This window comes from Herbaspirillum sp. GCM10030257 (genome assembly GCF_042666555.1).
Taxonomy (GTDB): Bacteria; Pseudomonadota; Gammaproteobacteria; order Burkholderiales; family Burkholderiaceae_D; genus Noviherbaspirillum.
Genome location: NZ_JBHTDH010000011.1, coordinates 164,767 through 176,683, shown reverse-complemented (window position 1 = coordinate 176,683; position 11,917 = coordinate 164,767). Strand labels below are relative to the sequence as shown.

11 protein-coding genes are annotated in these 11,917 nt (G+C 58.1%); 8 read left to right on the top strand and 3 right to left on the bottom strand.

Annotated elements, in window-relative coordinates; translation table 11 throughout:
• From ACFQUU_RS17810 to ACFQUU_RS17775, 8 genes are all read left to right on the top strand, one after another.
• Positions 1-758 (top strand): IS3 family transposase (locus ACFQUU_RS17810; RefSeq protein WP_382249393.1); only part of this gene is annotated, 758 nt, incomplete at its 5' end.
• 731 nt (positions 759-1,489) lie between these two features.
• On the top strand, positions 1,490-2,677 hold the full coding sequence (locus ACFQUU_RS17805; protein ID WP_382249391.1) for a helix-turn-helix transcriptional regulator: 1,188 nt from the start codon (positions 1,490-1,492) through the stop codon (positions 2,675-2,677).
• A gap of 158 nt (positions 2,678-2,835) precedes the next feature.
• Positions 2,836-3,732 (top strand): sulfate adenylyltransferase subunit CysD, encoded by an 897-nt coding sequence (gene cysD, locus ACFQUU_RS17800; RefSeq protein ID WP_382249389.1) that lies wholly within the window; start codon positions 2,836-2,838, stop codon positions 3,730-3,732.
• Positions 3,732-5,633: a sulfate adenylyltransferase subunit CysN gene (cysN, locus tag ACFQUU_RS17795; RefSeq protein WP_382249387.1), complete on the top strand. Its 1,902-nt coding sequence runs from the start codon at positions 3,732-3,734 to the stop codon at positions 5,631-5,633. Before cysD ends, cysN begins: the two co-directional genes overlap by 1 nt.
• Positions 5,630-6,589 carry an acetyltransferase gene (locus tag ACFQUU_RS17790; protein ID WP_382249386.1) on the top strand — a complete coding sequence of 320 codons (960 nt, stop codon included), beginning with the start codon at positions 5,630-5,632 and terminating at the stop codon, positions 6,587-6,589. Before cysN ends, ACFQUU_RS17790 begins: the two co-directional genes overlap by 4 nt.
• On the top strand, positions 6,574-7,389 hold the full coding sequence (locus ACFQUU_RS17785; protein WP_382249385.1) for a sulfite exporter TauE/SafE family protein: 816 nt from the start codon (positions 6,574-6,576) through the stop codon (positions 7,387-7,389). The genes ACFQUU_RS17790 and ACFQUU_RS17785 overlap by 16 nt, the downstream gene beginning before the upstream one ends.
• Positions 7,390-7,498: 109 nt before the next feature.
• Positions 7,499-7,966 carry an SRPBCC domain-containing protein gene (locus ACFQUU_RS17780; protein WP_382249384.1) on the top strand — a complete coding sequence of 156 codons (468 nt, stop codon included), beginning with the start codon at positions 7,499-7,501 and terminating at the stop codon, positions 7,964-7,966.
• A gap of 10 nt (positions 7,967-7,976) precedes the next feature.
• Entirely contained in the window at positions 7,977-8,750 is a 774-nt protein-coding gene (locus ACFQUU_RS17775; protein WP_382249383.1) for an SDR family NAD(P)-dependent oxidoreductase, read from the top strand.
• A gap of 6 nt (positions 8,751-8,756) precedes the next feature.
• Here the strand turns inward: ACFQUU_RS17775 and ACFQUU_RS17770 are convergent, their stop codons facing one another.
• Genes ACFQUU_RS17770 through ACFQUU_RS17760 form a run of 3 tightly spaced genes read right to left on the bottom strand, consistent with a single transcriptional unit; the run spans position 8,757 to position 11,891 of the window.
• The gene (locus ACFQUU_RS17770) at positions 8,757-9,545 is read right to left on the bottom strand and encodes an SDR family oxidoreductase (RefSeq protein ID WP_382249381.1); all 789 of its coding nucleotides are present in this window, start codon (positions 9,543-9,545) and stop codon (positions 8,757-8,759) included.
• Positions 9,546-9,591: 46 nt separating this feature from the next.
• A complete protein-coding gene (locus tag ACFQUU_RS17765) occupies positions 9,592-10,782 on the bottom strand; it encodes a sulfotransferase family protein (RefSeq protein WP_382249380.1) in 1,191 nt (396 codons plus the stop codon).
• A gap of 5 nt (positions 10,783-10,787) precedes the next feature.
• Positions 10,788-11,891 (bottom strand): DUF1214 domain-containing protein, encoded by a 1,104-nt coding sequence (locus tag ACFQUU_RS17760; protein WP_382249378.1) that lies wholly within the window; start codon positions 11,889-11,891, stop codon positions 10,788-10,790.
• Positions 11,892-11,917 lie beyond the last annotated feature (26 nt).

Below are 11,917 nucleotides of genomic sequence, written 5' to 3'. Positions count from 1 at the left end.
ACCAGTCAGTGGCCCAGGATCAAACCTTGCTGGCGATGCGGATCAAAGAAATTACTGAGGTTCGGATTCGATATGGTTATCGTCGGGTGCACGTCATGCTGCAGCGGGAAGGCTGGCATATTAATCACAAAATAGTCTATCGTTTGTACTCGTTGCAGGGGCTGGCCCTGCGTAGCAAGCGGCCGAGAAGGCATAAGAGCGCGCAGACACGACAACCAAAGGCGCCGGCTGATGCGATGAATCAGGCGTGGAGCATGGATTTCGTATCTGATGCGTTATTCAATGGCAGAAGACTACGCACGCTGACAGTCATGGATAACTTCACACGTGAATGCCTGGCGATTCACGTTGATGCAAGCATTCGTGGTGAACATGTCGTTGAAGTCATGGAGACGTTGTGTGCACGACGCGCAGCCCCTGTTTCCATCTCCGTAGATAATGGGCCGGAATTCATTTCAAAAGTGCTCGATAAGTGGGTCTATGAGCACAAGGTATCACTCAATTTCAGCCGCCCTGACAAACCGACGGACAATGCCTACATTGAATCCTTCAACGGCCGCTTCCGTGAGGAGTGCCTGAACGCCAACTGGTTTCTGTCCCTGGAGGATGCGCGAGACAAAATCGACGCATGGCGCCAGGACTATAATGAAGTTCGTCCCCACAGTGCGCTGGACTGGCAAACACCGTGCGAATTTGCCCGCCAGGCAAGGGCTTGCAGGAAATCCGCCTTACCTCAACAGCCGGATTTTTCTACGTAGGCGTGGTCCTAATTCCGGTGCAGGGTCAGCTGCTGCGTGATCGATCACGAACCCGACGATCTACAAAAGGCAGCACCATTCCTGCTGCGTCATCGCGAGATTTTTCTTCCTGAGCTGACGGCAAACGCAACATCGCAATCGCGCCGATTTAACGACATCCGTACCTTGAACTACCATCCACACTATGGCGAATGTGTAGAAAAGGCGACGAAGTTTCTCAACAACTTGGCACTGCAACGTTAATCGCGTCGTTCAGCCTACAATTATTACGCAGCATTTCATTTAACGACCAACGGCGATCACTACGTTGGTGCCCTTTCCTGCCCAGTGGGAAAAGGATCAGAATTATCGACGCACCGTACATAACTTGTTCGCCTTCCTGCGCCTAAGATGTTTCTTTAATCAAGGCATCCATTTTTTCTTGAGTGACACCTGACCTGACCGGTTTTTTCAGACTTTTTCGCGCGAAAGCGGGCATTGTTGCCGTACTCGTTTGAGCAGGTCCATCTTGAGAGCTTGCAGTTTTGCAATCCTAACCAATGGTTACAAATAGGCAAGTCGCAGCGTTTTAGAAAGCTCGTCTAATTTGGTTTCCCTATTTTCAGATCAAACCTTTGGCATTCAATCCATGAAACGCCTGCGACTTAGTCCAAATAGAGGATTCGGCAGGTGGCGCTATAAACAAAAATCAAAAACGATCTTGAGATCCTGTTCCACAGGAGACAGCGAACATGTCGATAGCAATGACCAATGCCGGCCACGCCGGGTCCCGCCTCTTCGAAATGGCAGCGCTACCGCCTGAACAATTGAGTACGCTGCTCGGCCTGGTCTACCAAGGACCGATGGAAACCACGCCATGGTCAAGTGCGCTTGAATACATCCGTCGGCGACTTGATGCCAGTTTCGTGAGCTTGGTATTACGTACGCCAGCCTCCACTCGCCCGGGGCTGATCGTTAATGCATCGGTCTACGGCGCGTCGCTGCCCGGCGAACCCTCTTACACCAACAATTATTATGCGCTATGCCCATTCGTCGGATTACCGACCGATGAGGTGCGGACAGCCGACGAAATCTTCGGCGAAAGCGGGTGGCATACCCACAAGTTCTACAAACAATACCTGAAGCCGCTGGATCTGCGGTACATCCTGGCGGCAAACATCCGTACTGACGACGGGGTGGAATGTGCATTTTTCGTCAGTCGGCCCCATGGCTCGCATGATTATTCCGCGGCCGAGAAAGCCTTTATCACGGTACTGTTACCGCATTTCAGAAGAGCGGTCGACCTACATTCGAAGCTTGATGTGGTGGAATCCGAGCGGTCTTTGTATGCGGGTACGATAGCCCGGATGCTGATCGGCACGGTGATCCTGGACGAGGCGGGCATGGTGCTGAAGTGCAACAGCGCGGTGGATGAGCTGATTACGGAAAAGGACGGCATAGGGTTCAACCACGGCCTACTCGAGGCATATTGCCCGATCGAGAATCGCAAATTCCAGAAGGCAATCCGAGTTTGCCTGGCCAATCGTGCGGTTGCGGTGCCTTCTTCAGTGGAAGTGACCACCCTGTCCCGGCCATCCGGCAAACCGCCACTTAGCGTGCTGATTCGTCCGATTCCGCTAAATTACTACGCGGAGCAAAACAAGCGGCGGCCGGCCGTCGCCGTATTCATCCGGGACCCAGCCTGCACCTCACAGGCCTCACGCGAAACCGTGCGCAAACTTTTTAAATTGACGCGCACCGAAACCGAACTCGCGCTGCTCATGGCCGACGGACTGACACTCGACGAGGCGGCCGAACAACTCGGCATCATGAAAAACACGGTGCGCGCGCATCTGCGGGGCATCTTCGCAAAGACCGGCGCGACCCGCCAGGCAACGCTCATGAAGACACTGTTGAACAGCGTGGTGTCTCTCGGGTGAGTCGGCTGCTTCCATGCACCGTTCTATAGATGCATGCACAAGGCGCCAAAGCCAATTTTTTAGTCCGGTCAGACGAAGATTCAATATCGGGCCGTCAGTAATCTTCTCCTGACGCACCGGACCTGTTGGGGGTCGGGCGAATGTAAAGGAGTCTATAGATGTTGACCCATCTGGAGCGACTGGAGGCGGAGAGCATGCACATCATGCGCGAAATTGTCGCTGAATGCGAAAACCCAGTGATGCTGTATTCAATCGGCAAGGACAGTGCCGTGATGCTGCATCTTGCCATGAAGGCGTTTTACCCTGCCAAGCCCCCCTTCCCTCTGTTGCATGTCGACACGACCTGGAAGTTTCGCGAAATGATCCAGTTCCGCGACGCGATGGCACAGCAGCTCGGCATGGAGCTGATCGTACATATCAATCCGGAAGGCATCCGCAACAATATCAATCCGTTTACCCACGGCTCGGCTGTGCATACCGATATCTGGAAGACCGAGGGCCTGAAGCAGGCACTCGACAAGCATGGCTTCGATGCAGCGTTCGGCGGCGCGCGCCGCGACGAAGAAAAGTCGCGCGCGAAGGAGCGCATTTTTTCCATCCGTTCCGAGCAACACCGCTGGGATCCGAAAATGCAGCGGCCCGAACTGTGGAAGCTATATAACGCACGCAAACGCAAGGGTGAGAGCATCCGCGTGTTCCCGATATCGAACTGGACCGAGCTCGATATCTGGCAATACATCCACTTGAACAAGGTACCGATCGTGCCGCTCTACTTGGCGAAGGAGCGACCGGTGGTGCAGCGCGACGGCACGCTCATCATGGTCGATGACGAGCGCATGCCGCTGCGGCAAGGGGAAGTGCCGCAGATGAAGAAGGTGCGCTTCCGCACCCTCGGCTGCTATCCGCTCACCGGCGCGATCGAGAGCGAAGCCGACAGCCTGACCGCGATCATCCGCGAGATGCTGCTGGCGCGCACCTCAGAACGGCAGGGGCGGCTGATCGACCACGACTCGGCCGGTTCGATGGAGAAAAAGAAACAGGAGGGGTATTTCTGATGGCACACGTATCCGATTTGATCGCCGAGGATATCGAAAAATATCTGAAGCTGCATGAACGCAAGAGCCTGCTGCGCTTCATTACTTGCGGCAGCGTCGACGACGGCAAGAGCACGTTGATCGGCCGCCTGCTGTATGAATCGAAAATGCTGTTCGAGGACCAGCTCACGCAACTGGAAGCGGATTCGAAAAAAATGGGCACGCAAGGCGGCGATCTCGATTTCGCTTTACTTGTCGATGGCCTGTCGGCGGAACGTGAGCAAGGCATTACCATCGATGTCGCCTACCGCTTCTTTTCCACTGACAAGCGCAAGTTCATCGTTGCAGACACGCCCGGTCATGAGCAATACACGCGCAACATGATCACCGGTGCCTCGACCGCGGATGTTGCCATCATCCTGATCGACGCACGCAAGGGCGTGTTGACGCAGACGCGCCGCCATAGCTATCTGGTATCGCTGATCGGCATCCGCAAGGTGGTGCTGGCGATCAACAAGCTGGACATGGTCGGTTACGCCGAGGACGTGTACCGCCGCATCGATACGGAATACCGCGGCTTTGCGCAGGAACTCGGCTTGACCAATATCGTCTCCATACCGATGTCGGCGCTCAAGGGCGACAACATCACCGAGCGCAGCGCCAATACCCCGTGGTACGAGGGCCCGACGCTGATGGATCATCTGGAAACGGTTGAAGTGGACGATGCCGCCGCGCAGTCGCGGCCGTTCCGCCTGCCTGTCCAATGGGTGAATCGCCCGAATCTCGATTTCCGCGCCTATGCGGGCATGATCGCCGGTGGCACGGTGCGCCCGGGTGACCGCGTGCGCGTGCTCCCGTCGGGCCGTGAAAGCCGCGTTGCGCGCATCGTCAGTAGCGAGGGCGACCTAGCGCAAGCGGTTAGCGGCCAGTCCGTCATGCTGACGCTGGAAGATGAAATCGACGTCAGCCGCGGCGATGTGCTGGCGACTGTCGATGCTCCGCCCGGCGTGGCCGACCAGTTCGAGGCGACACTGGTGTGGATGAGCGACGAACCGATGCTGCCGGGCCGCCCTTACCTGCTCAAGCTCGGCACCAGGACAGTCACCGCTACCAGCGCTACGCCGAAGTACAAGGTCAATGTGAACACGCTGGAACACCTGGCGGCGAAAAAACTGGAGCTCAACGATATCGGCGTCTGCAACCTGAGCTTCGATCAGCCGGTTGCCTTCGACGCCTACAGCGACAACCGCGATACCGGCAGCTTCATCGTGATCGATCGCCTGTCCAACAACACCGTCGGCGCCGGTATCCTGCACTTCGCCTTGCGTCGTTCGCATAATATCCACTGGCAGGCGATCGACGTCAACAAGCAGGCGCACGCCAGCCTGAAGCGACAGAAGCCGTGTGTGCTGTGGTTCACCGGATTGTCCGGCGCAGGCAAGTCGACCGTGGCCAACATGGTCGAGAAAAAACTGCATGCACTCGGCAAGCATACTTACCTGCTCGACGGCGACAACGTAAGGCATGGATTGAACAAGGATCTCGGCTTCTCCGATGCGGACCGCGTGGAAAACATCCGGCGCGTCGGTGAAGTCGCGCGACTGATGGTGGACGCGGGGCAGATCGTGCTGGTGTCGTTCATCTCACCCTTCCGTGCGGAACGCAGGATGGCGCGCGAGCTGGTCGAGCAGGACGAGTTCTTTGAAATTTTCATCGATACGCCGCTTGGCGTCGCCGAACAGCGCGACCCGAAGGGGCTGTACAAAAAGGCGCGACGCGGTGAACTGAAGAATTTCACCGGCATCGATTCACCTTACGAAGCACCGGAACAGCCGGAAATCCGCATCGATACCACGACGCACACGCCTGAACAGGCGGCAGAGTTGGTCATCAACCATCTGACTGCGTGTGGGGTGATATGACGCACTACTATGCTTTCAACGGCGACGCGGATGGTCTGTGCGCGCTACAGCAGTTGCGGCTGAGCGATCCGCGGGACGCGGTACTGGTGACTGGTGTCAAGCGCGACATCAAGTTGCTGCAACGTATCGATGCGGTTGCCGATGACAGCATCACGGTACTCGATATCTCGCTCGATCAGAATCGCGAGGATCTGCAGCGCGTGCTCGCCGCCGGGGCGGCGGTATGTTATTTCGACCATCATCATGCGGGCGAGCTGCCGCGGCAGGGGCATTTCATGTCGCATATCGACGAGAGTCCCGAGGTATGCACCAGCATTCTGGTCGACCGCTATCTGGGCGGGCGCCATCGCGCCTGGGCCATTGTCGCCGCGTTCGGCGACAGTTTGCCGGAAGTGGCGCACGCGATGGCGTCAGTCGCCGGGGTCGACCGGCGCACCGCGCTTCTTCTCGAACAACTTGGCACCTGTCTCAATTACAACGCGTATGGCGAAACGGTGGCGGACCTGCATATCGATCCGGCCGAACTTGCGCGGCACATGCTGCCGTTTGCCGATCCGCTGGAGTTCATCGCGCATTCCGGGATATACGCTCGACTCGCCGCCGGCTATGAGCAGGATATGCAACAGGCGCGCAGGCTGACGCCGGCGCAGCAGATGCCAGGAGCGAGACTGTTCATGCTACCTGACGAGCCTTGGGCGAGGCGTGCCATCGGTGTGCTGGCCAATGAACTGATGCAGGCGCAGCCTGACTGTGCGCTCGGCATCCTGTCTCCGAAATCCTGTGGCGGGTATACCGTAAGCCTGCGGGTTCCGGCCGGTAGCGCGGTAGGTGCGGCGGAGTTCTGCCGCAACTTCGATACTGGCGGCGGCAGGAAACTGTCCGGCGGCATTAACCATCTTCCGAAAGAGAACGTCGACCATTTCGCCAGCAGCTTCGCTAAATGCTTCAGAACATAACAGCCAATGTAAGCATGGAATTAACTCATTCATTAGCGGGATTCCTTGTGGGCATGCTTGTCGGCTTTACGGGAGTAGGTGGAGGCGCGCTCATGACCCCTGTGCTTATTTTTTTACTGGGTGTGGCGCCACATACCGCAGTAGGCACCGATCTGCTTTTCGCTTCGCTTACCAAGGGCGCCGGCGGATGGGTGTATGGCGCACGCGGTTCGATCGACTGGCTGGTGCTGCGCCGCCTGTCGCTCGGAAGCCTGCCCGCGGCAGCAATCACGCTGCTGCTCATCAAGGACATCGAAGCCGGAAAAGGTTTTGAGACCGTCTTGCTGCAATCGCTAGGCTGGATGCTCGCGGTAACCGGCGTGACGATGATATTCAGGTCCAGACTCCATCATATTGGCCAGTGGCGGCGCACCGTTGCACCGGAACGGTTCAAGCAGGTACAGCCGGCACTGACAGTGGCGGCCGGCGCACTCCTCGGGGTTCTGGTGACGCTCACGTCAGTCGGCGCGGGGGCTCTTGGCGCCGTGATACTACTCTATCTCTATCCGTATCGCCTTACCCCGAAGAAGCTCGTCGGCACTGATATCGCGCACGCGATACCGCTCACACTGGTTGCCGGCCTGGGCCACCTGACTCTCGGTAACATCGACTTTGCACTGCTGGGATCGCTTCTGATGGGATCGATTCCCGGCGTCCTGCTCGGATCACGTCTGGGCGTCAGCATCAATGGCCGATGCTTGCAGAATGCCATCGCCGCAATTCTGATGTTTGTTGGAGTGAGGCTTGTGCTTAATGGTTGATGAATGATTGATGTCCAGATCTGTAGTAAAGGCGGTGCGCAGACCGGCGTGCCGCTCGATGCAAACGGCGGCAAGTGCGCCAGGTTATCTCTCAATTAGGAGCATTCATATGAGCAAGGCAGAAAATCTCGTCACTTCAATCAAGGTGGAAATCGATGCACCGACGTCGCTGGTGTGGGAGGTGTTGACCGACTTTGAGCGCTATTCGGAATGGAACAGCTTCTGCCCCGAGCTCAAGACGAGCGGCAAGCTGGGCGACATGGTTTACATGCAGGTGCGCATTCCCGGGACCGACCAAACCATCCCCGTCAACGAGTATCTGGTGGCCTATGAGCCTGAGCTTCTGCTCTCTTGGGAACAGCGACCGACCGATAGCAACAAGGATGCAGCCCGCCGCGACCAGTACATCAATGCACTCGGCGCTGAGCGCAGCAGTTATTTCACCACCGATCTGTTCCTGGGCATAAATGCCGACAAGATCATGAAAGAGCACGGCGCTTGGGTGAAACAGGGCTTCGACCAAGTGGCGCGCGATCTGAAGCAAAGAGCCGAGGCCCTTTATGCCGGCAGAAAATAAGGGGGCATACATGAGGCAAGCAATTTTTCCGGAGGGTGCCGCATTGGTTTTCGGCGGCAGCGGTGGCATAGGACAAGGCGTTGCGTTGGAGTTTGCGCATGCCGGCACGTCGGTAGCCATTGCCTATCGCAGCAAGGCGGATGTTGCCGAGCGCGTTGCGGGTCAGATCCTCGAGCAAGGTGTTAACGCGAGTACGCATCAGGTTGATGTCGTCGATACGGCGCAAATCAAAACAGCTGTCGACGCGGCGATTGCGGCACATGGCCGGATTCATACCGTGGTCTGGGCCGCCGGTCCGCTGGTCGACCAGTTGCATATCTCCGAGATAAGCAGTGCTCATTGGCGCCGCGCGATTGAAATCGAAGTGGTAGGTTTTTTCAATGTCGTCCAGGCCACGCTACCGCATCTGCGCGACGCAGGCGGCGGGACTTATGTTGCCTTGGGTTCGGCGGGGCATCTACGATGGCCGGACCGCGACGGCCTGTCGGTCGCACCGAAGGCAACCAACGAATCCCTCATCAAGGGAATCGCCCGCGAGGAAGGACGCCACAACATTCGAGCGAACTCCGTGCTGGTCGGCGTGATCGAGGCAGGCATGTTTCTCGAGCTTCTCAGCCAGGGCCAGTTTGACCAGAAATGGATCGACGAGACCCTCAGGATGCTCGCCTTGAAGCGCTGGGGCAAGCCCGAAGACATCGGGCGAGCCGCCGTATTTCTGGCATCGACTCAGTCATCCTATATCACCGGACAGCAGCTCAATGTGTCCGGTGGCTATGGACTCTGAAGACGGTCAAGCCATGAACTCGCCGCCATTGGCGTCCAGCGATGCGCCGGTGATCGCCCTGGCGTAATCCGAGACGAGGAAGAGCGCGGCCTTGGCGCAATCCTCATCGGTCGGCATGTGCCCGAGCGGGATGGCAGCGGCGATCTGGTCGATCAATTGCTGTTCCGGCACATGCTGATCGGCCGCCGTCTGCCGGATATAGCCCTGCACGGGCGCGCCCCACATCCAGCCCATGAACACATTGTTGACCCGGACGCCGTGCGGTCCCAGTTCCTTTGCGAGATACTTGACGGTGGTCGCGAGCGCGCCCTTCGACGCCGCATAACCCGATTCGCCAGGAAACGGTCTGCGCACTGCCGCGGTATTGATCATGGCGATTGATCCGCCACGCTGTTGTTTCATGGCCGGCACGACTTCGAGCGTGAGGTTCATCGTGCCGAACAGATTCGTGTCGAACACCGAGCGCCAGACGTCCAGATCCGCCGCCTCGACCGGCTCGAAGTTGCCATGCAAAAAAGCACTGTTGATCAGCGCGTCGATCCGGCCGAACCGCTCGATGGTCTGACGGACCAAGTGCTTGCACTGGTTGCGGTCGGTGATATCGGTCACGATCTTCAGCACTTCGCAATCGCTGCCCAGTTCCCGGATCCGGTTCTCGGCATCGTCCAGCTTCGCCGCACTGCGCGCTGCAGCCACGACCGCCCGCGCCCCTTCGCGCGCGGCCTCGACCGCGAGCTTGACACCCAGACCGGGACCGATACCGGAAACGATCACTACTTTATCTTGCAACAACATTTGTCTTCCTCCTTATTCGGTGCGATTTCAACTAGCAATGCTTTGTTTATGACTGCGCCGCGCTCTCGTTGGACGGCACGTAGCGTTGTCGGTATGCGGCAAAGTCGGCCTTGAGCTGCTCCTCGCTCAAGCCGAACTGCGCCGCCGAGTACTCGTGGAAAGCACGCTTGTCGCGCCGATTGCCGGCAAGCCATTGCTGCATCGCCTGCTCGGCCTCATCCGTCAGCGGCATACCGATGAAGGTATAGATCGCCCTGACCACATCCATCGGCCGGCTCACCGTGTCGCTGAACCACACATCATGAAAGCGCCCGGACGGGATGCGCTCACGTACCGCCATCGCGCTGTTCAATGCCTTGGCCATCTTGGGTGACCAGTGGCGTCCGACGGCGACCGTATCGGCCCGGTCGCTATAAATTCCCCACAAGGTATGGATGAAGCTGCACAGAGAGGGCACCGTCTGCAGCGGATCGCGGTGGGTCTGGATCACTTGCGCATCCGGGAAAACCTTGAACAGTGCTTCCATCGTCGGCAGATGGTTCGGCGTTTTCAGCACCCAGCGCTCGGCCGGCATGCCGCGCTGGCGCTTTTGCCATTGCAGGAACTGCAGCAGTTTTTTCAGATAGGCATAGGCCGGCGTGTGGTCCTGCTGGTCTTGCCACGCCATGTATCCGGGAACGTCGGCAAACGCATCCATCGCGGCATGGAACGAATGCTCCATCAGCATCACTTCTTCGTCGGCCTGCTCCGCATCGAGCGGATGGATAGCCAGCAGTTGCGGCATTGCTTCGACCATCATCCGCACTTCGGCCTTCGCCAGTTCAATACGTGGATCCGGTTGGCCGGGAACAGCGCCGGCCAGCGGCACCGGATGGCGCGATTCCCACCACAGCATCGGATAAAAGCGTGGATCGCAGGACAGGACGCGCTGCAGCAGCGTCGTGCCGGTGCGCGGCAAGCCGACGATGACGACCGGTTTTTCGATCGGCTCATTCAAGATGGAGGGATGGCGCTTGCAGTAGTCTTCGACCTGCAAGCGGTTACACAGCAGTTCGACGATCCGTTGGCGCAACAGATGGCGTCCGGTATCGGACAGATTCGCCTCTTCGTTCAGCGAGGTCAGCATGGCTTGTAGCGCCGGCCGGAAGCTTCCGTCGCCGAAATCGCTCAGTCCACCGCTGCGTTGACTCGCTTCCGCAAGCAGTACATCCGTCTCGAAGTCGGTCACTCCACCCATATCTGTTATCTCCTTGTCAGTTCAGCGAGTTTCACGACCCGGGTCGTGGGATGCACGTGCTCCGTTGCCCCGACCCAACGCATGCACATGGTTCCGACCCGATGCCCGGCGGTCTTAAGCCAGTTGGGCAGCCCCGGATCACGGTCAGCCAGCACCATGGTCACGCCGCCCTTTTCGTTGTAATGGACGGAATGTTTGTTGAGGTGGATGCGGTGATAGCGGTAGTCGAGCGACTCCATCCAGTAATTGTTGATCTGCAGGTTCCAGAACCGGCACTCCGGCACCCGCTCAACCTCGATCACCAACGCTTCGTCCTGTTCCAGCGCCCAGTAGCCGTGGTAATAAAAAATATTCGGATCACCACCGACCGCCTGGCATAGCGCCTGATTCGCCGGCGGCAGTTGGTTCGGATGCGCTTGATAGCCGCGAGCCCAATCAGCGAAGAGCTTGGCCGTAGTCTCAACAAAGCGCCCAGCGTTCTGCAGACCGCCATGCAAGCGCACAGGGGCCAGCGGCAGCGGCTTGTCGTTCGAGCCGATCGGCTCGATCGACAGTTGCGCCGGCTTTTCATTTCTGCGATCGAGGAAGGTCTGGCGCACCACGAGGGCATTGCTCTGAACCTCCAGCGGCAGCCAGTTGCCCGCATGCGGCTTCTGACTGAGGATGAGCTCGAAGCGGCCGTCCGATTCAAATTGCATGCGTGCAGCGTCGATGAAGCCGGTTTGTTCCATCTTGCTGTCGGTTTCGTAACCGCCTTTTTGGCTGCCGAAGCTAAGGTAGGGCACGGTGCCCCGATTGCCCCGGATGAGGTAGTCGTTGCGCCCGTTGAGGCGTGCGTACTGGTAGAGGTTGTCCGGATTGTCCGCGCCGATTTTTGCGGTTTCGTGACTAGGGATGATCAGGGACGGAAAATCGGGATCGGCGCCTTCGACATGCATCTCCAATCCAATGCGAATCAGCCGGCTGAGATAGCGGAAACCCTCGGCTCTGGTGAAAGCATCTTGCGGGGCTTCGGGACGCAGGATTTGTTCCCCGGCACATTTAAGCATTTCACAAAACTCATGCCACGCTCGACCGGATATGACTTGCTCTTCCAATGAACTTGCCATGCCACCTCCTATCGGAAAATTTGGTA